Genomic DNA, 26,011 nt, shown 5'->3' with positions numbered 1-26,011 from the left:
GGATCATCAGATAGTATTTCTGTCTGTACGGTGTAGCCGTGGATCAGATGGACGCCGCAGTTATCGTCCCGGCCTACAACGAGGCGGAGTCGCTGGCCCGCTGTCTGGCTCCCTTCGAGTCACAGCCCGTCGAACTGATCGTCGTGGTCGGCGGCGATGACGGGACGGAACAGGTAGCCCGCGACACCCCTTTCGTCGACACCGTCGTCCGGTGCGACGAGGGCGGGGCGGGAATCGCTAGGAACCGCGGAGCCGCGGCCGCGACAGCGCCGATTCTGCTGTTCACCGATGCCGATACGGTGGTCCCCGAGGACTGGGTTCGCCTGCATCTCAGGCACTACACCGACGATGGCGTAGTGGGTGTTGGTGGCCCCGCGAGGCCACTCGAAGACAGCCTCAAGCACCGTGTACTGTTCAAACTGCTGTCGGACTACTGGTATCGGGTGTCCTGGCCGCTGGGCTTCGTCCAGCAACCGGGCTTCAACTGTAGCTTCCGGGCCGACGCCTTCGAGGCCGCGGGCGGCTTCGACGAGGACATCCCGTTCATGGAGGACACGGAACTCTCACTGCGGATGAAAGACTACGGCCGAATCGTATACGACGCCGACTCCTGTGTGGCCACGTCCGCGCGTAGAGAGGCTGACGAAGGGTACCTCTCGCTGTTTGCCAAGTACGTTCGGGGATACGCCAATCACTACATCTTCCGCCGGGAGTTCGATGCCGACTACTTCTGAGAAGGGCAGCCTTTTCAACACACACACCGGAGCACTGACACGATGAGTGGCTGGCGGTCACTGCTCCGACGTGCTGTCGAACAGGTACGGTCGGACCTCCGGGACGACCCCTATCTCCGCTACATTCTCCTCCTGTCGACTGTGCTGGTCGGGTTCTGGTTCTGGCACCGTATCCCGAACTTCGCGACCCGCGACGAGTACAGCCGCTTGCTCGACGCGATGGTCGTCTACGGGTCGGTCCTCGAAGAACCGACTTTCGAGGGGCTCAAGGCCGGCATCGAGTGGGGTCGGGCCCCCTTCGGTGCGACGCTGTACCTCTATGCGCTGGCTATCCTCCCTGTCGTACTCGTCGCAGCTTTCACCGGCGAGTTAGGCGCGTTCACGACTATCGCCTTCCCCAGCTGGGAGTTCGGCCACTACGAGGTCTGGGCAGCCACGCCCGAGTGGATATGGACCTGGAGTCTCGTCTCCATCCGGCTGACCAACGTCATAGCCGCGCTCTGTACCGTCTACCTCACCTACCGCCTCGGTGTTGCTATCGAGGGGCGTAACGCCGGCCGGCTCTCGGCCGTCGTGCTCTCGCTTACCTTCGGCTTTCTCACCATCTCGAAGGAAGCCGGTGAGGACATGCCGGCGCTGGTCTTCGTCCTCCTCGCGCTGTATCTGCTCGTCAGGTACGTCCAGACGGACGACGGGACGCTGTTCCTGACGGCAAGCGCCGCTGGCGGGGTCGCGATTGCGTTCAAACTGACGGCTGTGCCGGTCATCCTGCTCATCGGTGTGGCCTTCCTGCTGCGTGCCCATGCCGCTGACGCGCCGCTGACAGAGACGCTGTACCGGCCGAAGCTCCTCCTAAGCGGCGCTTTGCTCGGGTTCGCGATGATCGTGCTCGGGTTCCCCACTGCGCTCGTGGCGGGGGCCGAACCGTTCATCGAGCGCGTGTTCGGCGGCTCGACCTCGCGGATGAGTCATCCGACTGGTCCCGACGCTCCAATGTGGTGGTGGTTCCTGCGGGGCTACTTCAGCGCGCTTGGACTCCCACTGGTTACCGCGGCCGCCGCCAGCGTCGTGGCGACTGTCGCCACGTTGCGCGACCGCGATTCCGCCTTCCACGGCACTGTCCTCGTTTTGACGGGGCTGGTAGCCTACATCGTGATGTTCTCCCAGTGGCACGATTTCCGAGTACACCACCTCATACCGACGTTCCCGCTTATCGCTTTGCTCGTCGGGGGGCGACTGGTGGACCTCCGCGAGCGCTCGTCGTCTCTGGCGCGACCGGTGATGGCTATCTTGCTGGTGACGACGGCCGTCTACGCCGGTATCGGGACGGCCCAGTTCGCGTCAATGCCCCGAGACGAGGCGACGGCGTGGCTCGAAGACAACAGCGAGGAGGGCGACGTGGTTGAGACATATCGCGTCCACATTCAGGACACCGCTGTCCCGCACTCGCTGACCGCCAGACACGTCGCCGGCCAAGACTCGGAGGCGGAGGAAGCGATGGCGTGCCCCCGATACATTCAGGTCGGGTATCGGGACCTCCTATACCTCAAAGAAGATACCTACTACCGGAACGGTGACGCACAGGCCGTCTACCTCCGGAGCCTTCTGAACGAGGAGTCCAACTACCGAATCGTCGCCGAGTTCGGGGAGCGGCCGCCAAACTTCGTGCCCCAGCGACCGACGCCTAGTTCGTTCACTGACCTGCTCCGACTCGGCGTCGTCCCGCATACCGACCAGTTCGCCGACGAGCAGGAACTCGCGGCGAACCAGTACACTCTCATTCTGGAACGCGACGGCAAGTGCGACACGAGCCGTCATCCGCCGTTCTGATACTGCCGGCTGTAAGCCATTGAAGAATTTTGCCACCCGGGGTAGCAAATCTCTTCACGTAGTTACAGCCAACAGTATGAGTCCGTCTTGCCGTGGCTCTTTCCGGCCAGCTACTCCGTCGTCAGTGACGCGACATCGAGTCGAACAGAAGGATACCAGCCAGCGAGCGACGGCAGGTAGATACTCAAGAACCGGTCGACAAAGATGATGGGAATGATAACCTCCGCTGGGAGGCCAAGCGCGACGAACACCGCCGTCGCTGTCGCTTCGGTAACACCGATACCGCCGGGCGTCAGCGGTAGGAGCGTCACAGTGTACGCGACCAGCAGGTACAGCGGCAACGCGACCAGCGGCTCGAACGCGACGCCGAAACTTCCTAACAGCAGGCCGACGCGGACGCCGGGTGCAAGCACGAGGTCGACGGCCCAGCCGACCGCGTAGCGGAGCCACACCGCCGGCTCGCTCGCCAGTGACCGAAATGTCGTGGTCGAGCTGTCGGTGAATTCGAGCAGGCCGTCGAGCCGCGCCGCAAGCGTCCCGCCGACACGTGGAATCCGGACCGCAACGCCGGACAGCAAGCCGATAAGCCGGTCCAGATAGGCGAGGTTGAGGCCGCCAAACAGTACCGTCAGACCGGCCACGAAGTACAGGCCCGTCGCAAGCGCCAGTAATAGAATAAGTTCGAGCCGGAGCAGTGGAACCGCCAGTACGAGCCCTGCGGTCGCCGCGACGCCGTAGTATAGTGCGAAGACGCCGGTGTGAAGCGCCGACGCGGCCGCGGCGTCGCTGTAGGCCATTCCGGTCTGGCTCCGGAGGACGAACGGCGCGGCCAGCCGTCCAGAGAGCCGCGACGGGAGCAACTGATTGACGAAGTTCACGATGAGCGTCGTCCCGGCGGCGGTCCGGAACCGGGCGGGCGCGAGCGGGGTCATCACTGCATGCCATGTATAGGCTCGGCCACAGATACCGAGAACGCTGACAGTGACGACTGTGAGTGCCGTTTCGGTTTCGACGCCGACGAGTAGGTCGATCGCACTGGCGATATCGAACTGCGTGAGCAGCCACGAAAGCGCCGCGACGGCGAGGCCGTACTGGGCGACCGTGATCCCCAGATCACGAGCCCGGCTCGTCACGGCGTCTCGCCCCGCTGTAGCTGTGTCGCGGCCGTCTCACCGTCCTCCAGAACGGTCCGCACGGTCGTGAACTCGAAATCCTGCTGGAGAATCCGCTCGACAGCCCGGCGCATCCAGTCGCCTGTCCTGACGTACACCCGCGTCGGCACCCCTTCGACGGCTGGCAGGTCCACCAGTTCCCACGGATGGACGTACAGCATTGGCGTGATTCCCCGGCGGGCTAGCAGCCTCATACCCAGAATCGTGTATCGGGGGCCGAAAAAGCGGAGCCAAGTCCCGGTGAGTGGCAACTGCAGGCCCGGCATGACGCTCGCCGGGAATTCCGTAACGCTGTCCGGCGCATCTGGGCGCACAGCTGTCGCAGGGACAGGTTCGTGGAGGTCGTATTCGCCGCCGTACCACCCCGGAATCGACCGGCTTGAGACGACGCTAGAGTCGTACGTGTATCCGATGTCGGAAAGCAGACCGAAGTGGTCGTCGGTGATGTCGAAGGCGGGTGCTCGGAACCCGGAGACCCGCTCGTTGGTGACTCGCTCCAGCACGTCTTTCGACTGGGACAACTCCCCTCGTCGCTCCTTGCTGTCGAGATCAGAGAGCAACTGATGGGTGTGCGTGTGCGAAGCAATCTCTATACCCGCGTCAGCGAGCGCCCGTACGGCATCGGGATGGGACTGGGCGACCGAGGAGACCACGAACGCGGTCGAGGTCGCGTCGTACTTTGCGAGCGCGTCCCTGAAAAACCGACCACCGTCGAGGCCGACGCCGTCGCGGTCGGTCGTTCCCGACGCGCTGCGGTACGCCGGCGTCTGCGTAAACAGCTCGAAGTCTATCGACAGCACCGCACGATTACTCATCTTGCTTGTCCTCGGTCTGTAGCTGGTGTTCCTCAATTTCGCTCCGCAGGAGGCTCAACTCCTCGTTCAGCCGTGACAGGCGGTCGTACATATGCCCGATGCGGTTGAGCAGGTACGTCACCGCCACGAACAGCGTCAGGTTCGAGATGACGAGGATAGCCCGGGCTTTCCATTCGAGGCCCAGCAGCCGCGCCACGACCTCGAACACGTTGGGAACGATGGCGACGACGATGAGTCCCATGCCGAGCAACAGCGACATCACGAACAACTCCAGCGACTCGCGTTCGCTTCTGACGATGATAAACCCGTTCGCGAGGAACGCCAGCCCGACGACCAGCGACAGGAGGTTGACCAGTGAGTAGTCGAATCCAAACACCATAGTTAGCGAAAGAGGAGGACGCGAAATACCGTGTCAGTCATCCGTAGCGGGTAGAGCACGAGCGTGTCGAGGCTGAACTGTGACTCGCCCTCGTCACGGATTGGCATCTCTATCGATACCTCTTCGATCCGCTGGCCGCGCTGGGCCGCATCAAGCGTCTGTTCGACCGCCCAGTGGTTGTCCGAGCGGTGGAGGATGTTTTCCAGCGCTGACACGCGGTAGACGCGGAAGCCGCTCGTTACATCAGTGATGTCGATGCCGCCGAGTTTCCGCACGACGGTCGTGAAGAAGGTGATTCCCAGCCGCCTGACGAGCGGGTAGTCGTCGATGCTCTCGTTCAGGTAGCGGCTACCGATGACCATGTCCGCGTCCTCGGCGTGGTCCAGCAGGGTTGGAATCTTCTCCGGGTCGTGTTGGCCGTCAGCGTCGACCTGCACGACGAAGTCGTAATCGTGGCGGATGGCGTACTGGTACCCCGTCCTGACGGCCCCACCGACACCGGTGTTGAACACGTGCGTGACGACGTGTGCGCCGTGCTCCCGGGCGATGGCTGCGGTGTCGTCTGACGACCCATCGTCGACGACGACGACCTCGTCGACGTATCGGCTCGTTCCGTCGATCACCGACCCGATGGTGCTCGACTCGTTGTACGCGGGAATGACGGCGACTGTTCGCACTGGTGGAAACGCCGCTAGCAGCGAACTTAGAATTGTCGTTCTCTGGGATAGTCCACTTGCGGCCTGTGAGCCTGTCGTTGACCGCTCCGCTCGTTGCAAACCGGCTTCTGTGAGTTACTGCCGATGAGAAACCGACTAGTCGGGATGCCTGCTTCTCACAATCGGAAATGGTTATTGTCAGCAAGGCCCATTCTTAGAGAGACGTTCGTGACCAACATAGATCATGATGAATAGGGCAAGAATGAAAACACACCGCGCGGTACGTACTGGCATGAGTGTCGAGCAGGAGCAGACGGAACGGACCATCAGGTGTCTGGTGGCGAAAGTTGGACTCGACGGTCACGACCGGGGCGCACACGTCATCGCCCGGGCGCTCCGTGACGCTGGCTTTGAAGTGATTTACTCAGGGCTCCACCGAGCGCCTGACGAAGTCGTGCAGGCCGCTGTGCAGGAGGACGTGGATGTCGTCGGTATCTCCATCCTTTCGGGGGCACACAACACGCTCGTCCCGAAAATTCTTGACGGGCTAAAGGAGTACGACGCGTTCGATGATCGGCTCATCCTCGTTGGGGGCATCGTCCCGGATGACGATCAGGAGGAACTCCGCGGGCAGGGCGTCGATGAGATATTCGGCCCGGGCGCGTCCATGGAGGAGATGATTGACTACATCCACGAGAACGCGCCCGAGCGATGAGCGACCTCGTCGCTGACCTGCTTGCGGGCAAGCACAGCGCCCTCGCCAGAGTCATCACACAGATAGAGAACCGATCGCCGGGGTATCGGAAGATAATCTCCGACCTCCACCAGCACACCGGGACGGCCGACGTCATCGGCGTCACCGGTAGTCCCGGTGCGGGCAAGTCCACGCTGGTCGACAAGGTCGCAGCGACCTACCGCGAGCAGGGCCAGACTGTCGGCGTCATCGCTATCGACCCGTCCTCGCCGTTCTCCGGCGGCGCAGTGCTCGGCGACCGGATACGGATGGCCTCGAACGCTGGCGATATGGATATGTTCTTCCGGTCGATGTCTGCTCGTGGCTCCCTCGGTGGGCTGTCGACGGCGACGACCGACGCCGTGACCGCGCTGGACGCGTTCGGCAAGGACAAGATCATCGTCGAGACAGTTGGCGCGGGCCAGAACGAGGTCGACATCGTCCGCACCGCCGACACCGTCGCCGTGCTCGTACCGCCGGGCAGCGGTGACGACGTCCAGATGCTCAAGGCCGGCATCCTCGAAATCGGTGACGTGTTCGTGGTCAACAAGGCCGACCTCGATGGAGCCGACCGGACCGTCCAGCAACTCCGGGAAATGCTACAGGGACAGAGCGGCCGCCCGGACTCCGGCCATCACGGCGCGACTGAACTTGCCGGCGACCACGGAGACGCGTCCACCGACGATTCCGATGATGGGGGCGACGAGCCGGAGACATGGAACCCCCCTATCGTGGAGACGGTTGCCAATCGGGGCGAAGGCGTCGAAGATTTCTTAGACGCGCTGGCCAACCACGGCGCGTATCTGGACCGAACCGGCCGCCGAGAGGGGCAGGCCCGAGAGCGATTCGCCGCCGAAATCCGAACCTTGCTTCGGGAGGACGCCAACGAACTACTGGTCGGCGAACTCGACCGCCGCGGCGGCATCGAACAGTACGTCGACGCCGTCATCGAGCGCCACACTGACCCGTACACGGTCGTCGATGAGGTGCTCGAACCGCTCCGTGAGTGTCTCGACGAGCCTCGCGACGAGGCCTGAGTGCGAGGCTAGCACCCTCCGGACTCAGCAAGCCCTCGGGCAATCGATACCTGATGCTCGTCCAGCATGTATAACATACTCCGGGTCCCAAGTCATCAGTATGAAACTCCGCAAGGCGCTCGGTGCAGTCGTTGGTGCGGTCGGCGCGACAGCCGCTGCCAACCGCGTGCTGCAGTCGCGGGCCGGCGCGTTCGAACCGATGCTCGACGGGGAACAGGGGACGTACCGCTGGCGTGGGTTCGATATCGCGTACACTGAAGCCGGCGACCCGTCGGACCCGGACCTCGTGCTGTTCCACGGCATCAATGCCGCTGCCAGTAGTCACGAGTTCCATACGGTGTTTGACACCCTCGCAGAGGACTATCACGTCATTGCGCCGGACCTGCCGGGCTTCGGGCATACGGACCGGCCACCGCTGCTGTACTCGGCCTCGCTGTACACGGCGTTCGTGCGGGACTTTATCGAGGACAACACGGCTGACGCGACCGTCGTCGCGTCATCACTGACCGGGGCCTACGCCGCCAGCGCGGCACAGGCGGTCGACGTGAAGGAACTCATCCTCATCTGTCCGACGGACAGTTCGATGGGCAACCGTACTGTCTGGCTCCGCTCGCTGCTCCGCGCGCCAGTCATCGGAGAGGCCATTTACAACCTCACCGTCTCAAAGCCTTCTATCCGGCACTTCCACGCCGACCACGGCTACTACGACATGGATAACCTCACCGAGGACGTCGTCGACTATGAGTGGCAAAGCGGCCACCAGCCCGGTGCGCGCTTTGCACCAGCGTCGTTCGTCTCGGGCTTCCTCGACCCCGAGGATGATCTCGGTGAGGTACTTGCCAGCCTCGACGTGCCCGTGACGATGGTCTGGGGCGAGGACGCCGACATCACGCCGCTGTCGAAGGGTCGCGACATGGCCGAGCAGGCGGACGCGATGCTCGTTGTGTTCGGTGATTCGCTACTCCTGCCCCACGTCGAACACCCCGGTGAGTTCGTTGATGTGGTCCGGGACAGAGTGACTTCGGTAACAGTCGAGAACTGAGCCCTAGCGCGGTCGGAACACGACCGCTCTCTCGCCGGTCGTCACGCGCTCGCCGACATCGATGCCGACCACGTCGTCGATAGCAACGTCGTCCGGGTCCACGTCACGGACGAGGCCCGTGACCGACACCGGTCCGAAGTCAGCGATAGCGGTGACGTAGGGTGCGTCGTCCTCGAACTGCGGCGTCGGGACCGTGATCGTCGTGTGGCTCGCGATTTCGCCGGAGTCCGGCAAGTCGACCGCCGAGAGGTCCTGGTCGTGACAGCGCGGGCACACCCGACGAGGCGGGAGCCAGCCGTGGCCGTTCGAGCATTCGAGGTAGTAGCCGTCGTCCGATTCGATGCTGTCGAGCCACGCGTCGTACTCGCCGTCTTGTGCGGATTCAGTCATTCTTGCACCTCCATGACGTGGACAGTCGTAGACGCGACTGTGCCGCCCGCGTTGTGTGCGACGCCGACCGTGCTGTCCGGCACGGCGTCGGCCCGCGGGTGTGACCCGTCGAGGAGCCAGGCGACCGTCGCCAACTGAGCAACGCCGGTCGCGCCGACCGGGTGACCCTTGGCTTTCAGCCCGCCAGAGAGATTTATCGGGCGGTCGCCGTCGCGGGTCGTCTCGCCGTTGCGCGCCGCAGCGATGCCCTCGCCGCGCTCGTAGAAGCCAAGCGATTCGATTGCGAACACTTCCGCGATAGTGAAACAGTCGTGGACCTCGGCGAAATCGACATCGTCGGGGCCGACGCCGGCGTCCCCGTAGGCCTCCTCCGCAGCCTTGTCGGCGGCGGGTGTCTGTGCCAGATGTAGGCGGTCCTGCAGTGCGAGATTGTCACCACCTTGGCCGGTCCCAGTAATGGCGACTGGGGCGTCTAAGTCGTGCTCCTCAGCGTAGGACTCCGTCGTCAGGACAGCGGCCGCGGCCCCGTCAGTAATCGGACAGGAGTCATACAGGCCCAGCGGGGACGCAATCGTCGGGGCCTCCATCGCGTCCTCGACCGTGATTTCCTTCTGAATCTGGGCGTGTTCGTTGACCAGCGCGTGCTCGTGGTTCTTGACGGCGATGTGAGCGAGGTCCTCGTGGGAGCCGCCATACTGGTCGAAGTACGACCGGGCCATCAGCGCATACGCACCGGGGAAGGTCATCCCGGCACGGACCTCGTAGAGGTCGTCGGCGGCGATGGCGAGCGCGTCTGTCGCCGCTGCCGTCCCGATGTTGGTCATCCGTTCCGCGCCGCCGACGACGACGACCTCCGCTTCGCCGTTCCGGATCGTCTTGACGGCTTCACGAACGGCTGTACCAGCGGATGCACAGGCCGCTTCGACACGGGTCGCCGGAACGTCCAGTCCGATGGCCTCGGCCATCAGCGGGCCCTGATGGCCCTGATGTTCCGCGAGCTCTCCCATGAAGTTGCCGTAATAGAGTGCCTCAGCGTCTTCCGGGTCGATTCCGGCCTCCGATAGCGCTTCGAGTCCGGCCTCGGCGAACAGGTCTCGGCCGGTTCGCTCGGGGTGTTTCCCGAACTGTGTCACGCTGGCCCCGGCGATACGTGGGTCTGACATTATCTCCCAGTGTGCGCTGACGGCTTAAATGCCTACTGTTCGGATGGTTAATTAGCGCATAATCACCGACTTAAACGCCTACAAACGGGATATAGGTTCTCAGCAAAAATTAATTTCCCACGACGGTTATATCCCTCAAAGGAATTGTTTCCACGTCAGTTCACGATTTCGGCGATCCGCTGTGGCTCTCCCGACAGCGCCGGTTCCGGCTCAACCATCTGTAGGACCTCGTGGTCGGTCACGTTTGGATACGACTTTTCGATGGCGTCTTCGATAAGGGCCTTTTCGAGACGGAACTCCGTCCCCTCGTAAACGACATCGACACCCTGTTCGTCGAACGATAGTACAGTCATACAGCGAATTACGCACGGCACGAATAAAAGGATAGTCTCTCGTGGGGCCGCGCTGGTTCAGATAATCCGGAGGTAACCCGGCGAAACGCGGGTTCGGAACGGTCCGTCAGGACCGTTACGAGTCGCCGTCGCTGCCGACTCGGATGACCTGTAGCAGGGAGTACACCGGGACGCCGCGGATGTCGCCGATGCCGCGCTTGTCAGCCAGCACAACACAGGCCACGGGGTTCCCGCCTTGTTCGTGGATCGCGTCGATGGTTTCCCCCATCGTCTTGCCGCTCGTAATCGTGTCGTCAACGACGTAGCAGTCACGGTTCCGGATCTGCGCGAAGTTTCGGGAGAACGAGCCATCGCTGGTTTCGCTCTCGTCGTCGTCCCACTGGTGTTTGGTCGGGGCGTACGTTCCGAGGTCGGTTTCCAGTTCCCGCGCAACGGTCGTCGCAAGCGGCGCGCCGGCCTTCTCGATGCCGATGGTAAGGTCCACGTCGTCGCCTTTCTTCGAGAGCAGGTCAGCCATCGCCGCTCCTGCGTGGTACAGCCGGTTGCTGTCACGGCCGACGGCGGACCAGTCAACGTGGATGTCGTGGGGGCCGCCATCATCGCTCGTGTCCGGTTCCGTCCCGGTGCCGCTGCGTTCGACAAGCCAACTCGCTGTCTCCCGGGAGACGTTGAGTTCATCAGCAATCTCGCCCTTAGAGAGGCCACGCTGTGCCAAGTCGGACGCACTGTCGACGAGGTCGTCGATATTCTTCATACCTTCATCTCCGTGTGCGAGGATTTAATAGGCAGTGTTCTTCACCCACCAAAATCTATTTACAACAGTCATTGTACTAATCTATTGGCTGGGTCCACTCTCCCTGCTATCCGGGGCCAGGTGGCGACCCCGTCAGGTCACCAGCATCCCCATTCCAACCCGGCCGACGCCAACCGTCTGTCACACAGCATGGTTGTCCGCGGGACCGCACGCACCAGCGGTCAGGCGGGGTTTCTCCCGCCCTTTGCCGTCCATCGTCTCTATAGGTCGAACCCGAATAGCGCCTCGGACACCGGACCTGATACGGACTCGGCTGTTCCGTGTGCGTTTCAGTTGTCGCCCACTTCAAAGGTGTAGAGTCGTTGCTCGCAGGTCGGACAGACGAGCGTCTCGTCTGGGTCCTGACGCGGGCCCAGATGGCCGCCACAGCATGACACCGACGACGACTCGACCAGTTCGGAGCCACAGACCGGGCAACTATCAAGAAACATCCGGAAGGCCTCCGCACCGGCGACTCTGAGCCGCTCGTCGTCGAGACGCTCGCCAAGGACCTCGTACGCTGCGAGCTCGGCGACGACGACCGGACGAGGCAGGAGCTGTTTGTGCTCGGAACCAAGCACGATCCACTCCGCGTCGTCGACATACGGCTCCGCATGATCGACCTGCTCCAGCGACGCCTGCAGTGTCGTCGAGAGAGCGTCGAGTGATTCCGCTGCCAGTTCGTCCATCCGGTCGTGCCAGACAGTGTCGACGGTCGCTTCGGGAAACAGCCGTTCACCCTCAAGTTCGATGACGCCAGCTGCCGAAAGCTCTCGGAGGATGGTTTCGCCGTCCAGTTCAACGTCATCAGCCAGCGAGTCACGCTCCTCGTGGGCCATAGCTTCCTGCGTTGCCGCGTCGTGTGCTGGCTCCCCATGGAACCACTCGTCCGGGATCGGTGACGCCGCCACCAGCCGTGGAGCAAATTCTGGCGTGTACGGAACCAGATACCCCCGAAGGTAGACCACCGCGACGCCGACAACGCCGACCAGTAGGCTCAGTAACGAGCGTTTGCGTGCACGCAGGAACAGTGCAAGAAGTCCGACAAGCCCCAGGTTCAAGACCGTACACGGCCAGCATCTGTTCGGTCCGGTGTAGGACTCGTCGCTGAGGGTTTCGAGTACGTCCATCGGGTCAGATTCCTTCGGTGCGGACTCCCGGCTCATGTTCGGACAACGGTATCCAGTCCCAAAATTCTTTAACAACAGCTGTGGTACAAAGTGTCATGAGCGATTCACCGGTGACATACACCACGCTCGGGTCGACAGGTCTCGACGTGTCTGAACTCTGTCTCGGAACGATGAACTTCGGGAGCGCGGAGCCCTGGATGCTAAATGACGAGGCTGAGAGCCGCCGGATACTCGAACGCGCGCTCGATCTGGGTATCAACTTCTTCGATACGGCCAACGCGTACTCGAACGGCGAGAGCGAGCGTATCCTTGGCGAGGCCGTCGACTCCGCTCGTCGCGACGAACTGGTCCTCGCATCGAAGGTGTACTTCGATATGCACGACGGGCCGAACGGGAGTGGGCTCTCGAAGAAACACATCATCGACCAGTGTCACGCCACGCTGGACCGCCTCGGCGTCGACTATCTCGATCTCTACCAGATCCACCGGTGGGACGAGGATACGCCCATTGAGGAGACACTGGATGCGCTGACGTATCTCGTCGACGAGGGACTGGTCCGGTATATCGGCGCAAGCACGATGGCGAACTGGAAGTTCCAGAAGGCGCTGTACACCGCAGATATCGAGGGGTACGAGCGGTTCGTCTCGATGCAACCGGAGTACAGCGCTGTCGACCGTCACGAGGAGGCGAATCTCCTGCCCGTCTGCGAGATGGAAGGGATTGGTGTCATCCCGTGGTCACCGCTGGCCGGTGGCTTCCTCGCCGGGAAGTACGACCGCGACGACGACCTATCCGAAGGGCGGGCGAGTACAGACGAATACACGGCAAACCGGTTCAGCGACGAGAACTGGGCGGTCCTTGACGAGGTGCAGGCGATTGCTGACGCGAAGGACGCAACGCCGGCACAGGTCAGCCTAGCGTGGCTCTGCCATCAGGATGTCGTCGACGCGCCGATAATCGGCCCGCGGACGATGGACCACTTGGAGGAGAACGTCGGCGCTCTCGATGTCGACCTGTCCGACGAGGAATGTGCCCGAATCGAGGCCCCGAAACAGCCACAGTGGCCGGTCGAGGGGAAGGACTGACCGTGGACTTCGATAGATAACCATGCACGTTAACTGCGTTCTCAGTTTCCCTGTACACACATGGACGACAGCGAACTAACCGATGTCCTCGAAGATGCCGGTCTCTCCCCGTATCAGGCGGAGGCCTATGTGGCGTTGCTGGGGCTGGGGACCGCATCGGCGACTGACATCGCTGACTCCTGTGACGTTCCGGACCCGCGGATATACGACGTGCTCCGGGACCTGGAAACGAAGGGATATATTGAGACGTTCCAGCAGGACAGCCTGACCGCCCGCGCCCGCAACCCAGATGTAGTTCTTGAAGACCTGCGGTCCCGGTCGAGCAAGTACCTCGACGCAGCGGAGACGATCGAAGAACGCTGGAACCAGCCAGAGATATCCGACCACGAGGTCAGTATCGTCAAGCGATTCGAGACGGTCGTCAGCCGGGCTCGAGAGCTCATCGAAGCGGCTGAAAACCAGATTCAGGTTGGCGTGGACCCGGAGCAGTTCTACGCGGTTCGAGAGGAACTCATTGCCGCCCACGACCGCGGCGTGAATATCAAACTCAGCATCTGCACGGGTGCTGGTGAGGAAGTGCCCCCGCTTGCCGACATCGAAGGGACCTGTACGGAGGCCCGGAATCGCGAGATTCCGGCCCCATTTTTCGTGTTGGTCGACCGTACCTGGACGTGCTTTGCACCACACCACGACTCGGTCAACGAGTACGGTGTCCTCGTCAAGGACCGGACCCACACTTACGTCTTCCACTGGTTCTTCTTGACCTGTCTGTGGGAAATCTGGGACACACTGTACACTGAGCGGACGCCGGAAACCCCGACGACATACGTCGACCTCCGCCACGCCGTCCGGGATATCGAACCGCTGTTGAACGAGGACGCGATTATCGAGGCCGTCATTGTGGGGTACGACACGGAAACCAAAGAGTCGGTTGAGTTGACAGGGCGCGTCACCGACATCGACTACACCGGGAGTAGCATCGGACGGAAGGACCCGGTTCCACTGGCACAACTGGCCGGCCGAATCAGTGCGACGCTGGTCACCGACGATGGGACGTACGAAGTCGGCGGCTGGGGCGCTGTCATCGAGGAAGTCGAGGCCACCGAGATTACGATTACGAACGTCGAGTACGAGTAACGAGACGCGGCTTTCCCGAGACAGGTAAACTCTCCCTCAGTTTGCGCGTTTGAGATATTCTGTGTGGCAAACAGCTGTTTGACCTGTCCCTTGGTATATATACTGAAAGATTTATACGATGGTGAGTAGTCAATAATATATCACTATTGTCGTGGTGAGGCCGGTAATTAACAACACCTGTGGTTAATTATGGACAACCTTTAAGGTGTGTCCGGGATAGCTCAGAATAGATATGTCGGACAATGGCACAAGCGACAAGCGGAACTCAACAGGCGTCTCCCGGCGACGGTTCGTCCGTGCCGCCGGAGCAGCAGGTGTTGTCGGTGGACTAGCGGGCTGTGCTGACTTCGTCGGTGGCGGCGGCGGCGACGGTGGCGGTGGCGGTGGTGACGGCAGCGACGGTGGTTCGACTGGCGACGGTAGCAGCGGCGAGACGACGACGGTCCAGTGGGGCTTCGACCCGGTGGCTGTCCAGAACAACGGCGACGCGATCAAGCAGGCACTGCACGACAACGGCCTGCCGGACTCCATCGAAATCGAATTTGTCCCGCGCGATCAGGACACCGGTGCGGCCCGGTCGAACTACAACCGACTGCTCTCGGCCGGGGAGACGAACCCGGACATGTTCCTGATGGACAACGGCTGGACGAATATCTTCATCCAGCGGGGACAGCTCCAGAACCTCTCCGAAACGCTCCCTGAGGACCTCCTCTCGGACGTGTCGGACAACTACTTCTCGGCGTTCACGGACACGGCTCGGAATCCGGCAAACGGTAACCTATTCGGCGTGCCGGTGTTCCCGGACTTCCCGACGATGCAGTACCGCAAGGACCTCGTCGAGGAAGCCGGCTACAGCCCCGAGAGCAACAACTGGGCGACCGAGCCGATGACGTGGGAGGAGTGGTCGAACATCGCGGCGGACACCTACGACAACGCTGACGTCGATTACGGCTTTACGACCCAGTGGGACATCTACGAGGGAACCTCCTGCTGTACGTTCAACGAGGTCATGTCCTCGTGGGGCGGCGCGTACTTCGGCGGCCGCGACAACCTCTTTGGCCCGATTGGCGAACGGCCGATCACGGTCAACAACGAAGAGGTCATCAACTCCCTCAACATGATGCGGAAGTTCGTCCACGACGAGGACTTCGGCGGCCAGTTCGAGGGCTACGGCGGCGGCTTCACCCCGACCGAAATCCTCGGCTGGAAGGAAGAAGACGCTCGCGCACCGTTCGTCAATGGCAACGCCGTCTTCCACCGGAACTGGCCCTACTCGCTGGCGCTTGGCGGCCGCAGCCCGGAGGAAACCGAGGACCCGACGCTCGGTGAAAACCTCGGAGCGATGCCGATTCCGTACGCGGTGCCTGAGGGTGAGGCGGCACAGCCTGGAACGGGTGGCTCCACGTCCGCGCTCGGTGGCTGGCACATGACGGTCAACCCCAACAGCGAGAACACAGATGCCGTGACGCAAGTCATCCGTGCAGCGATGCAGCCAGACTTCCAGCTCACGCTGCTGTCCGTCCAGGGATGGCTGCCGCCACGGCCTGAACTGTTCAACTCCAGCGAGGCCCAGAACGTGCCCGTCGTTGGCCGGTACATGGACACGCTGCAGGTTGCTGGTAACAACACGATGCCGCGCCCGGTGACGGCCGTCTGGAGCGACCAGTCCAGCAAGATCGCACAGCAGGCGAACCGCGCAGTCGGGCAGGAAGCCTCCTCGGCCGACGCGATGGCGACGCTTGAGTCCGCGCTGGCAGAGACCGAGCAGAACTGAAGCCACAGGCAAGCGTTACAAAACCACCCCTGTGATTATTTATCATGACACATTCAAACGACGGACGGAGGTAACCAAATGAGTACAGAAACCGGCCGTGAATCCAGACGCTCGGGGGCGCTCGTCAGCGTGATGCGCTGGATGGAGAATCTCAGCGATACGCAGTACGCGTATCTGCTGTTGATTCCCGTGTTCGTGCTTCTGGGTGTCGTCGCGTTATACCCGCTGTTGCGGACCTTCGAGCTGTCGCTGTTCGCGCTTTCGGCTGACTTTTCAAGCACCACCTTCGTCGGCGCTGGGAACTACGTCGAGCTGTTCACCGGAGCAAAGAACCGGTACCTGCCGGGCGGAACGACGTTCCTTCCTGAAGGATTTGGCTTAGGTGCATTGCTGAACAGCGCCCTAGTCGTCACGATAATCTTCGCCGTCACAAGTGTGCTGTTCGAGACGCTCATCGGTCTCGGACAGGCGCTCATCCTGGATCAAGACTTCTACGGTCGACGGTGGATTCGCGCGGCTATCATCATTCCGTGGGCTGTCCCCGTCGTCATCCAAGGGATAATCTTCTTCCTGATGTTCAATTCGAACGTCGGGTTCCTGACGCCACCGCTTGCTGACCTCGGATTGCTCGCGCCGACGAACACGCTCAACGACACGGCAAGTGCGACGTTTATCATCATCGTCGCCGACATCTGGAAGACCTCGGCGTTCATGGCCCTGCTCATTCTGGCGGGACTCCAGAGCATCGACCGGGGCCTGTACGACGTGGCGAAGGTCGCCGGCGCGACGAAGTGGCAGCAGTTCAAGCTCATCACGTTCCCGCTCATCCTGCCGACTATCGGCGTTGCCGTGTTGTTCCGGTCGGTACAGGCGATGCGGGTGTACGGCATCATCGATACGGTGTCGAGCTGTACCGTCGTGCCGTCGCTGTCGTGTATGGTCGTCGCGACGTTCACCACCCGCGAGGGGACGTCCGCGGCCATCGCGTTCGTGACGGCCGCGATTATCGGCATCGTCGTGATGGGACTCATCGCCTGGCAAGGGGAGGACGCGATCTAACATGGCTACGCCAACCGACACCCAGGAGCAGTCGAGCGACGGACCGCTACAGCGCTGGACCCAGAGCGCCATCCAGAACCCGGACAAAGTGTACCGGGCGCTGTTTTACGCGGCGATGGTGTTTTTCCTGGTGACGACGCTATTCCCCTTCTACTGGCTCATCGTACTGGCGGTGACCCCCGAAGGAAACCTGCTCTCGGGCAGTTTCCTCCCGACAGTGAACCTCTTCGGCGTCAGCGGGACGTTCCCACTGCCGGTTCCGAAGGGCTTCAACCCGGGCGCGTTCATCACAGTTTTCGAACAGGTGCCGTTCCACCTGTACATGCTGAATAGCTTCGCACTGGCGGTCACGACGACGGTCATCGTGCTGTTCGTCGCTAGCCTCGCCGGCTACGTGTTCGGCCGGCTTCGATTCCCCGGCCGCGCACTGCTGATGCTCGGTATCTTGGCAATCAGCTACTTCCCGCCGGCCGCGTTCGTCATCCCGCTGTTTCAGGCGTTCGCCGGCAACGCGCCGATTACGGTTCCGTTCACGTCCATTCCGCTGTTTACCCCACCACGGCTGCTGAACACGCCCGGGTCGATGGTGTTGCCGTTCAGTGCGCTGTTCATGCCGCTGTCTATCTTCATTCTGACGACGTTCTACGGCCAGATTCCCGACGGGCTGGAGGACGCCGCACGGGTCGAAGGAACGACGCGATTAGGTGCGCTGTTCCGCGTCATCATGCCGCTGTCCGCGCCGGGCGTGGCGACCGCGGCCGTGCTGACGTTTATCGCCGTCTACAACGAGTACTTCTTCAGCTCGATCATGGCGACCTCACCGGAGGCGGCGAAATGGTCACCAATCGTCGGCGGGATTCTCAGCTACCAGACCCAGTACACGACCCAGTACAACCTCATGGCGGCCGCGAGCATCGTCGGGGTCCTCCCCGTCGTCATCCTCGTCATCGTCGCACAGGAACGCATCGTCAGCGGACTGACCTCAGGCGCACTCAAAGAGTAACACAATGGCAAGAGTACGACTCGAACACGTAACGAAACGCTACGACGACCAGGGTGACGTTGTCACCGCGGTCGACGACATGAACCTCGATATCGCCCACGGCGAGTTCATCTGTTTCGTCGGCCCATCCGGCTGTGGAAAGTCGACGACGATGGAGACCATCGCCGGGCTCACTATCCCGACCGAGGGTGAGATATACATCGGCGACCGCGAGGTGACGAACCTGCCACCGAAAGACCGTGGCATCGCGATGGTGTTCCAGAACATCGCGCTGTTCCCGCACATGGACGTGTACGACAACATCTCCTTCGGGCTGCGGCTACGGGACTACCCACAGGACGAGATCGACCGTCGGGTCGAGCGGGCCGCAGACATCGTCCAGCTAGAGGGGATGCTCAACCGGATGCCCGAAGAGATGTCCGGTGGACAGCGTCAGCGCGTCGCCATCGCCCGCGCCATCGTGCGCGAGCCCGACGTGTTCCTGATGGACGAGCCGCTGGCGAACCTTGACGCGAAGCTCAAGGTCCATATGCGAACGGAGCTCCAGCGCCTGCACAAGGAACTGGACACGACAATCATCTACGTGACCCACGATCAGGAGGAAGCGATGACGCTGTCCGACCGGATCGCCGTCCTCGATTCGGGGCAGCTTCAGCAGATCGACCCGCCGCTGACCTGTTACAACGAGCCAGACAACCTCTTTGTCGCCGGGTTCATTGGCTCGCCGTCGATGAACTTCGTCGAAGGGACAGTCACCGAGAACGCACTGGAGACGCCGAACTTCTCTCTCGAGTTCAATCCGTCGTCCATCGAGGGCGTTGGAGTCGGTGACGACGTGACGCTCGGCATCCGCCCGGAGGACATCTATCCGGGCGAACTCAAGTCGGAGGTTCCCGACCCGTCGGGAATGATTACGGCGACGGCCGACATTCTCGAACCGATGGGTGACGAGATATTCGCCTACCTGCTGTTGGGCGACGGCGAAACGTCGATGTCCCAGGAACTGGCGACAAACGACCAGTTACTGATGAGCATCGATCCCGACTCGGATCTCGAAGAAGACGATGAGATCGGGGTCGTGATCGACCGACGGAACGTCCACCTGTTCGACTCGGCAACCGGCGAGGCGATCGTCCACGACCTCATTCCGTACGAGGCCGAAGGTACTGCATCCAGTAGCGAAGTAGAATCAGACGACTGATATGAGTAGCCACCTCGCGATGCTGTATTGGAGCGGAATGCTCGTGCTATTTTTCTTCTGGGCGTACGGTATCGTGTCGTTCATCCTTGACCTGAAGAACAAGATCGTCCCCGGCATAATCCAGTATCGGCGCGGTCGACGGCACGAGAAGGCGAAACAGGAACAGGAAGAGGAACGCGAAGAGCGTGAAAAGCAGTTGTATTAATTCAACTCGGTGACAACTTTTACCAATGACTGAGACCGTTCGGATAGGCATCATCGGACTGGGAAACATCGCGGACATTCACTGTACTAACCTCCAACAGCTCGACCAGCCGGTCTCGATAGCGGCGGGCGTCGACGTCGATGCCAATGCGCGCCGCCGGTTCGCCGAGACGTACGACGCCGCAGTGTACGAGGACGCCGCCGCGATGTTCGGGTCCGTCGATGCCGTGCTGGTGACGACGCCGAACAGATACCACGAGCAGTACGTCGTAGCGGCGCTTGAGGCAGGGCTGGACGTACTCGTCGAGAAGCCGCTGGCACACACGCTCGAAAGCGCCGAACGGATCGCCGCGGCCGCTGAAGGGGCCGATGGGTTCTGTATGGTCGGCTTCCACAAGCGATTCGCCGATCCGGTCGAGACGTTGGTGGGCTACCGCGACGCGGGTGAGATAGGTGAGGTGTCACACATCGAAGCGAACTACATCAGACGCCGCGGCGTCCCCGGTCGGGGGTCGTGGTTCACGCGCAACGACGTGGCAGGTGGCGGGTCACTTATTGATATCGGGGCCCACGCTATCGACCTCGCGTTGCACGTTGCCGGCCATCCGAATGTCGTCGAGGTGTCAGGTGATACCCGCGCTCAGTTCGGCGTCGACGAGGACTACGCTTACGTCGAGATGTGGGGCGAGGACCGGGGCGCAGCCGAGTTCAGTGTCGACGATTCCGCGAGTGCCTTCATCCGCTGTGATGACGGCACGACGATATCCCTAGAAGTCGCGTGGGCAGTCAACCGGCCGGACAGCCAGGAGTACTACGTCCGCGGAATCGACGCGGGCGCGAAACTCGACCTCGCAGACCAGTCGCTAACGCTGTTCGAAACAGCCGATACCGGCCGGATGCACCACCGGACGACCGATATCGAAACACAGCGGTCGGACCCGCAGCGAAAGGAGCAGGAACGGTTCGTCTCGACGGTCCGGGACGGGACCCCGCCGTCGATAAACACTGTCGAGCAGGCGCTACGCGTCCAGCGCGTGATGGACGGAATCTACCGCTCCAGCGAAACTGGTGCGGCCGTCAGCATCGGTGAGACAGAGACTTGAAGAAAGACTTAATCCCCAGTGTTCTCACTCTCTGCCTGGCATGAAAGTGATTGGTGTTACGCGGGACGACGACGGCCCACAGCTCTTAGAACGGGAGCGACCGTCGCCTGACCCAGGCGAGGCACTCGTCCGGACACTCCGCGTTGGTGTTGACGGTACAGACCACGAAGTCCTGAACGGGTCCCACGGCGGGTTCCCTGACGGGGCAGACCACATGGTTCTCGGACACGAGGCGATCGGCGTCGTCGAAGAGCCCAATGGCACGGGGCTCGAGGCGGGGCAGGTCGTCGCGCCGACTGTTCGGCGGAAACCAAACGGCGAAACGAACGAGTACTTCCGCCGGGGCGAACCTGACATGGCTCCGGACGGCGAGTACACGGAGCGGGGGATCGTCGGCGACCACGGCTTCATGGCCGAGTACTTCACCTCGCCAGCGGATTTCCTCATTCCCGTTCCGGAGGCAGTCGCCGAGCACGGCTTCCTCGTCGAACCACTTTCGATCACCGAGAAGGCCAACGAGCACGCCTATGCGACGCGGGAACCGTTCGACTGGCGACCGGACTCCGCCTGTGTATTGGGCAACGGCTCGCTCGGTCTGCTGACACTGTGGATGCTTGAACAGGAGTACGACCGCACTTACTGTGTCGGTCGACGAGACCGTCCCGACCCGACTGTCGACATCATCGATGAGATCGGGAGCACGTACGTCGATTCTCGCGAGACGCCGGTGGACGAACTCCCGGATGCCCACGAGGCGATGGACTACATCTACGAGGCGACCGGGTTCGCCCCTCACGCGTTCCAGACGGTCAAGGCGCTCGACCAGAATGGGGTCGGCGTGTTGCTCGGCATCCCGGAGCCGTGGGAGTTTGAAGTCGATGGCGGTTCGCTACACAACGAGATCGTCCTGCACAACAAGTGTCTCATCGGGACGGTCAACTCACACGTCTCGCACTTCGAGGACGCCGTCGAGACCTTACAGGAGCTTCCGGAATGGCTGCTCGATGACCTGGTCACGACGGTCACCGACCCGGAGCATGTCGAGGCAGCCTTCGAGGACGGGGACAACCAAATAAAAGCAGTCGTCGAGTTCGATTCGCTGTAAGTCCTCGGGCCGAACCGCGCCCGAGCTTTTTCGTCGCAGTCTGGCCTTGATACACCCCCTCTAGAATGGGATCTGCCGGGTACATGTAAGATAACAGATGTAAGATAGTGAGGTATTTACTCACATACGATTAATTTGTTTCACCGCTCAAAACCGAAAAATCGGCCCATATAGCTGATCTACCTCGGTTGGCCTGAATGTCAAATGGTGATTTTCGCTATACAGAAGTATTAAGTACGAATCTTCAATAAGGAATTATGAGGTATTGGTGCAACCATGGCTGATGACAATTCAAACAGACGGTTGACGCGGCGTAACGCTCTTCGGATTGCTGGTGCAGCAGGTGCGGCCTCGCTCGCTGGCTGCGGTGGGAGTGACGGCGGCGACGGCAGCAGTGGTGACGGCAGCAGCGGTGAGGGAACTGACGGCAGCAGTGGTGACGGCAGCAGCGGTGACAGCAGTACTGACAGCGGGACACAGTACAGCACACTTGAGGTTGCCCACTGGTGGGGTGAAGGCGATGGACTGGAAGCGATTCAGTCCGTTATGGACGCCTTCAAGGAGCAACACCCGGACGTGCCGTTCGACGAGAACCTTATCGCCGGTGGTGCAGGTGACAACCTGCAGGCGAACATCCGGACACGGGTGCAAAACGGCAACCACCCGAGCACGTGGCAAGCCTGGCCCGGAAACAATCTGCTCCCCTTCACCGACGCGAACCTGCTGAAGGACATCGGCGATTCCGTGTGGGCAGAGAACAGCATGGAGGACGCATACCTCCAGGGTGTCAAAGACGCGGCCCAGCCCGCCGGAAACTACGTGACGGTGCCGCTCAACATCCACCGGATCAACAACCTCTTCTACAACGTTGAGGTTGTCGAGGATGCCGGGGTCGACCCGACCTCCCTCGAAACACCGTCCGACCTTGTCGACGCAATGGCAACGGTCGACGAGGCCGGCTACACCGGAATGGCACACCAGACTGGGTCGCCGTGGTCCAGTTTCCAGATGTTCGCGACGGTTCTCCTCGGCGAAACGGACGCTGAGACCTACAGCGCCATCTTCCAGAACGGCGAAGTCGACGCCAACAGCGACGCGCTGGAGTCGGCAGTCGAGACCACGCAGTCCTACCTCGACTACATCCCAAGCGACGCCGGTTCGATTTCCTGGACCGAGGCCAACAATCAGGTCATCAACGGCGAAGCGGCGTTCCTCCACCAGGGTGACTGGGCGGCAGGAACGTACATCACGAACGACCTCACGTACGGCGAGGAGTGGGACCATGTGACGTTCCCGGGCACCGACGGCTACTACGCGCTCAACATGGACTCGTTCCCGTATCCGGTCAACAACCCGTCCCCGGAAGCGACCACGCTGTGGTGCCAGTTCGTCGGGACGACGGAGGCACAGGAGATCTTCAACCCGAAGAAGGGGTCGATTCCGCCGCGGACTGACGTGAACACCGATCCGTTCAACGACTTCTCCAAGGACCAGATAGCGGACTTCCAGAACAGTGAGGCCCAGCCGCCGTCCGTCGCACACGGTCTGGCCGCACCGCCGGCAGTCAAGTCCTCGCTCGAATCCGCTATCTCATCGCTGAACTCTGGTGCTGCGCCCGCAGACGTCGTCTCCCAGATTTCTAGCTCCTACTAGAACGCACCGATAGCGCGCAGTTTTTTCTCGTGGCAGCTCGAACAATCGGAGTCTGCAGCGGTAGGCGGCCGCTGTGACAAGGCGACGAACAGTAGCGGATACGCGTGTGACTGATCCTGAAAGTGTCTGCTGAAGAGAGTGCCGAAGTTCTTAGTACTCGACTCGCAAACGCCCCACTATGTCTAGTGACGACTTGGAAGCATCGCTCGAACAGGTAATTGCGCGGTTCAATCTCGGCGAGTACGAGATTTCAGCCTACCTGGCCGTGCTGCAACACGGTGAGCTGACAGCGTCGGAGATATCGGAGAATACGGACATTCCACAGCCCCGGGTGTACGATACGGTTCGGAGCCTCAGCGATGTCGGGCTGGTCGAACTCAAGGAATCCCGGCCGATGAAGGTCCTAGCTATCGACCCGCGGGAAGCGTTCGAGGGAATACAGGATTCGCTTGATGATCTCGTTGACGACCTGTCCTCGCGCTACACGGCACCCGCCCGAGAGCCCGAAGCTGTCTCGCTCGTCAAATCTCGGCCGACGATACTCCGGTATCTCGAAGACATCATCGAGACGGCCGAGTATGAACTGACGCTATCGCTGACCCCGGCTCTGTTAGAGCGATTCGAAGACAGACTGGCAAGCCGGAAGCAGTCCGGCATCGCTATCGAGATCCTCATTTCGCCGGGCGTAGATGCCCCCGACCCGGCGCGATTCGATTATGAATCCATCGCGACCACGGTGAAGGCTCGTCGCGGTATCACGACACCGGTCGTCGCTGTCGCCGACGGGAACTACTCGATGTACGCCACCCGCGAGAGCGTCCGTGGTGACACGGACCGATACGGCGTCATCTTCAATCGGTCGGAACTCGGGTTTCTGGTGTCCGGGTTCCTCAACACGGTGCTGTGGACGACGGCCGAAACGATTGCCAGTGACGGGGAGGGGCTGCCGTTCCCGCGCCGCTACGGGACAATCAGGCGCTGTATCTCCGATCTGGTGACGCTGGACGGGGAGTTCTACGCGACTATCGAGGGTCGGGATGTGGAGACGGGCGACCACCGGGTCGTCGAAGGCAAAGTGGACCAGGCATCGTTCAGTTCGAACCGCGAGGTCGCGACGCTGGTCGTCGAAACGGCAGAGGGGCCGGTCGAGGTCGGTGGACAGGTCGCTGCGTTCGAGGATATCGAAGCGTACGAGATCCGAATCGGAACGGACGAACCGCCCGAGAACTGATCAGATAGTCGGCTGTGGTGCTTCTCGCGATTGCTGCCCGATTGTAGACGGTCGGTCCGGAAACGAGAGACAGCAGTCCATAATAAACGGGCACGGCTGGACGAGTTGACAGCGGAGACAATGAGCACCGTGGGCGGGCAACCCACGGTGATTGCATGACCCTTCGGGCTGGCGAAGTATGTCAGAGGCACGATATCGCCGGGCCCGAACGTGGCAATTCCACGAGACCAACGTGCTCCATTGCGTTCAGCGGGGACGTGGTCGTACGTGGACAGCAACAGTGTCTTCGTCGTAAGCGGTAAAAAAGATGGACACATTGGCTGCAATAATATCCAGTGTCCGAGAGAATAGTGTTCCAGTCGAAGAAGATTCCATTACAAATGGAAACTGATATGTGCGAAAAATATGACCTACAGTATATGGGGACAGTATGGGCGTAGAATCGCTTATTCAGTACGTCCGAACGTCGTCTGTCCGGACGGATATCATCGGTTCACTGTGTCCCGGAGCCAAGGCCACCAACGAACTGCTGTCAGCAGTTACTGCGAGCGAGTCAGCGATCTATGATGCGCTTTCGAACCTCGAAGGCCGCGGTCTGGTCACCTCGATGGATGACGGGTGGCAACTTACCGGCACCGGCCGTCTGGTTGCAGATACGATCCACCGCCAGCAGCGCCTTGAGGAACTCTTCGCTATGGCTCCCCAGTACTGGGAGTCCCACGATACGTCAGTGCTGCCACAGCCGTTCCGGTGTCGCCTGCCTGAACTCGACGAATACACGGTCATCCGTAGTACACAGACCGATATCAACCGCCCCGTCCGCGAAGTCGTCACCCGCGTTGAGAACGTCTCCAGTTGTGACGTTGTCTCGCCCGTCTACCACCCTGAGTACGAGGCTGCGATGCCAGACAGCTCTGATTCGAGGCTGGTGGTGAGCTGTGCTGTCGTCGACGAGATGCTCGGCAAGGAGGACGTCTCACTGGATACAGATCGATACGAGGAGACGACCGTTCGTGTCACACCGGTCCCGTACGCACTCGCTGTCGCCGATGACTGGATGATCCTGACGCTTCCAGAACTCGACGGGGCCTGGCCGTCAGCGAAGATTATATCCGAAGCGGACAGCGCCATTTCATGGGCAAGAGATCTGTTTACGCATCTCTGGGTGGATTCCACCCCGTTAGAGACGTATCTCGCCGATCACTGATTTTGGCAAACCTAAACATTCA

Annotated in this window: 26 protein-coding genes; 17 read left to right on the top strand and 9 right to left on the bottom strand. The window is 61.4% G+C overall.

Annotated features, from left to right (window positions below):
- The first annotated feature begins 47 nt into the window (after window positions 1–47).
- Together RBH20_RS06675 and RBH20_RS06670 are read left to right on the top strand one after the other, a co-directional pair.
- Window positions 48–734 carry a glycosyltransferase gene (locus RBH20_RS06675; protein ID WP_306706761.1) on the top strand — a complete coding sequence of 229 codons (687 nt, stop codon included), beginning with the start codon at window positions 48–50 and terminating at the stop codon, window positions 732–734.
- Between the two features lie 42 nt (window positions 735–776).
- Window positions 777–2,564 (top strand): glycosyltransferase family 39 protein, encoded by a 1,788-nt coding sequence (locus RBH20_RS06670; protein WP_306706759.1) that lies wholly within the window; start codon window positions 777–779, stop codon window positions 2,562–2,564.
- Window positions 2,565–2,674: 110 nt separating this feature from the next.
- Here RBH20_RS06670 and RBH20_RS06665 read toward each other — a convergent pair whose 3' ends face one another.
- From RBH20_RS06665 to RBH20_RS06650, 4 genes are read right to left on the bottom strand one after another with little or no spacing between them, the layout of a single operon-like run.
- Entirely contained in the window at window positions 2,675–3,697 is a 1,023-nt protein-coding gene (locus RBH20_RS06665; protein WP_306706757.1) for a lysylphosphatidylglycerol synthase transmembrane domain-containing protein, read from the bottom strand.
- Entirely contained in the window at window positions 3,694–4,551 is an 858-nt protein-coding gene (locus tag RBH20_RS06660) for a polysaccharide deacetylase family protein (RefSeq protein WP_306706755.1), read from the bottom strand. The genes RBH20_RS06665 and RBH20_RS06660 overlap by 4 nt, the downstream gene beginning before the upstream one ends.
- Window positions 4,544–4,930 carry a DUF2304 domain-containing protein gene (locus RBH20_RS06655; protein ID WP_306706753.1) on the bottom strand — a complete coding sequence of 129 codons (387 nt, stop codon included), beginning with the start codon at window positions 4,928–4,930 and terminating at the stop codon, window positions 4,544–4,546. Before RBH20_RS06655 ends, RBH20_RS06660 begins: the two co-directional genes overlap by 8 nt.
- A 2-nt stretch (window positions 4,931–4,932) precedes the next feature.
- On the bottom strand, window positions 4,933–5,607 hold the full coding sequence (locus tag RBH20_RS06650; RefSeq protein WP_306706751.1) for a glycosyltransferase family 2 protein: 675 nt from the start codon (window positions 5,605–5,607) through the stop codon (window positions 4,933–4,935).
- A gap of 271 nt (window positions 5,608–5,878) precedes the next feature.
- On the opposite strand from RBH20_RS06650, the gene RBH20_RS06645 reads away from it, so the two are divergent.
- From RBH20_RS06645 to RBH20_RS06635, 3 genes are all read left to right on the top strand, one after another.
- Window positions 5,879–6,301 (top strand): cobalamin B12-binding domain-containing protein, encoded by a 423-nt coding sequence (locus RBH20_RS06645; RefSeq protein WP_004592670.1) that lies wholly within the window; start codon window positions 5,879–5,881, stop codon window positions 6,299–6,301.
- Window positions 6,298–7,356: a methylmalonyl Co-A mutase-associated GTPase MeaB gene (gene meaB / locus RBH20_RS06640; RefSeq protein WP_306706747.1), complete on the top strand. Its 1,059-nt coding sequence runs from the start codon at window positions 6,298–6,300 to the stop codon at window positions 7,354–7,356. The genes RBH20_RS06645 and meaB overlap by 4 nt, the downstream gene beginning before the upstream one ends.
- Before the next feature lie 100 nt (window positions 7,357–7,456).
- Window positions 7,457–8,398, top strand: a complete 942-nt coding sequence (locus RBH20_RS06635) for an alpha/beta fold hydrolase (protein WP_306706746.1) — start codon at window positions 7,457–7,459, stop codon at window positions 8,396–8,398.
- Between the two features lie 3 nt (window positions 8,399–8,401).
- Here the strand turns inward: RBH20_RS06635 and RBH20_RS06630 are convergent, their stop codons facing one another.
- The 5 genes from RBH20_RS06630 to RBH20_RS06610 all read right to left on the bottom strand — a co-directional run bounded on the left by RBH20_RS06630 (window position 8,402) and on the right by RBH20_RS06610 (window position 12,263).
- Complete coding sequence (locus RBH20_RS06630) at window positions 8,402–8,788, bottom strand: Zn-ribbon domain-containing OB-fold protein (protein WP_306706744.1); 387 nt, start codon at window positions 8,786–8,788, stop codon at window positions 8,402–8,404.
- Window positions 8,785–9,951, bottom strand: a complete 1,167-nt coding sequence (locus tag RBH20_RS06625) for a thiolase domain-containing protein (protein ID WP_306706741.1) — start codon at window positions 9,949–9,951, stop codon at window positions 8,785–8,787. Before RBH20_RS06625 ends, RBH20_RS06630 begins: the two co-directional genes overlap by 4 nt.
- Window positions 9,952–10,106: 155 nt before the next feature.
- Window positions 10,107–10,304 carry a DUF5800 family protein gene (locus RBH20_RS06620; protein WP_306706739.1) on the bottom strand — a complete coding sequence of 66 codons (198 nt, stop codon included), beginning with the start codon at window positions 10,302–10,304 and terminating at the stop codon, window positions 10,107–10,109.
- Window positions 10,305–10,419: 115 nt separating this feature from the next.
- Window positions 10,420–11,058, bottom strand: coding sequence for a transcriptional regulator GfcR (gene gfcR, locus RBH20_RS06615; protein WP_004961276.1), 639 nt, complete (start codon window positions 11,056–11,058; stop codon window positions 10,420–10,422).
- Window positions 11,059–11,387: 329 nt separating this feature from the next.
- Window positions 11,388–12,263, bottom strand: coding sequence for a hypothetical protein (locus RBH20_RS06610; protein WP_306706737.1), 876 nt, complete (start codon window positions 12,261–12,263; stop codon window positions 11,388–11,390).
- 59 nt (window positions 12,264–12,322) lie between these two features.
- On the opposite strand from RBH20_RS06610, the gene RBH20_RS06605 reads away from it, so the two are divergent.
- The 12 genes from RBH20_RS06605 to RBH20_RS06550 all read left to right on the top strand — a co-directional run bounded on the left by RBH20_RS06605 (window position 12,323) and on the right by RBH20_RS06550 (window position 25,989).
- Window positions 12,323–13,312: an aldo/keto reductase gene (locus tag RBH20_RS06605; protein ID WP_306706735.1), complete on the top strand. Its 990-nt coding sequence runs from the start codon at window positions 12,323–12,325 to the stop codon at window positions 13,310–13,312.
- A gap of 60 nt (window positions 13,313–13,372) precedes the next feature.
- Window positions 13,373–14,449 (top strand): TrmB family transcriptional regulator, encoded by a 1,077-nt coding sequence (locus RBH20_RS06600; protein WP_306706733.1) that lies wholly within the window; start codon window positions 13,373–13,375, stop codon window positions 14,447–14,449.
- Window positions 14,450–14,681: 232 nt separating this feature from the next.
- Complete coding sequence (locus RBH20_RS06595; RefSeq protein ID WP_306706731.1) at window positions 14,682–16,223, top strand: extracellular solute-binding protein; 1,542 nt, start codon at window positions 14,682–14,684, stop codon at window positions 16,221–16,223.
- 78 nt (window positions 16,224–16,301) lie between these two features.
- Window positions 16,302–17,282 carry a carbohydrate ABC transporter permease gene (locus tag RBH20_RS06590; RefSeq protein WP_306706729.1) on the top strand — a complete coding sequence of 327 codons (981 nt, stop codon included), beginning with the start codon at window positions 16,302–16,304 and terminating at the stop codon, window positions 17,280–17,282.
- 1 nt (window position 17,283) lies between these two features.
- Entirely contained in the window at window positions 17,284–18,285 is a 1,002-nt protein-coding gene (locus RBH20_RS06585) for a carbohydrate ABC transporter permease (protein WP_306706727.1), read from the top strand.
- Between the two features lie 4 nt (window positions 18,286–18,289).
- Window positions 18,290–19,486, top strand: a complete 1,197-nt coding sequence (locus tag RBH20_RS06580; protein ID WP_306706725.1) for an ABC transporter ATP-binding protein — start codon at window positions 18,290–18,292, stop codon at window positions 19,484–19,486.
- Between the two features lies 1 nt (window position 19,487).
- Window positions 19,488–19,691: a hypothetical protein gene (locus RBH20_RS06575; protein ID WP_306706722.1), complete on the top strand. Its 204-nt coding sequence runs from the start codon at window positions 19,488–19,490 to the stop codon at window positions 19,689–19,691.
- A gap of 25 nt (window positions 19,692–19,716) precedes the next feature.
- The gene (locus RBH20_RS06570) at window positions 19,717–20,793 is read left to right on the top strand and encodes a Gfo/Idh/MocA family protein (protein ID WP_306706720.1); all 1,077 of its coding nucleotides are present in this window, start codon (window positions 19,717–19,719) and stop codon (window positions 20,791–20,793) included.
- 40 nt (window positions 20,794–20,833) lie between these two features.
- Window positions 20,834–21,898 (top strand): glucose 1-dehydrogenase, encoded by a 1,065-nt coding sequence (locus RBH20_RS06565; protein WP_306706718.1) that lies wholly within the window; start codon window positions 20,834–20,836, stop codon window positions 21,896–21,898.
- A gap of 276 nt (window positions 21,899–22,174) precedes the next feature.
- Window positions 22,175–23,551 (top strand): ABC transporter substrate-binding protein, encoded by a 1,377-nt coding sequence (locus RBH20_RS06560; RefSeq protein ID WP_306706716.1) that lies wholly within the window; start codon window positions 22,175–22,177, stop codon window positions 23,549–23,551.
- A 178-nt stretch (window positions 23,552–23,729) separates the two neighbouring features.
- On the top strand, window positions 23,730–24,782 hold the full coding sequence (trmB, locus tag RBH20_RS06555) for an HTH-type sugar sensing transcriptional regulator TrmB (protein WP_306706714.1): 1,053 nt from the start codon (window positions 23,730–23,732) through the stop codon (window positions 24,780–24,782).
- A 430-nt stretch (window positions 24,783–25,212) separates the two neighbouring features.
- A complete protein-coding gene (locus tag RBH20_RS06550; RefSeq protein ID WP_306706712.1) occupies window positions 25,213–25,989 on the top strand; it encodes a winged helix-turn-helix domain-containing protein in 777 nt (258 codons plus the stop codon).
- Window positions 25,990–26,011: the final 22 nt, after the last annotated feature.

The sequence above is a fragment of the Haloarcula sp. H-GB4 genome (genome assembly GCF_030848575.1).
In the GTDB taxonomy this organism is placed as follows: Archaea; Halobacteriota; Halobacteria; order Halobacteriales; family Haloarculaceae; genus Haloarcula.
Note: the sequence above shows the minus strand (reverse complement) of the source record. Positions and strands in the feature narration are given on the sequence as shown.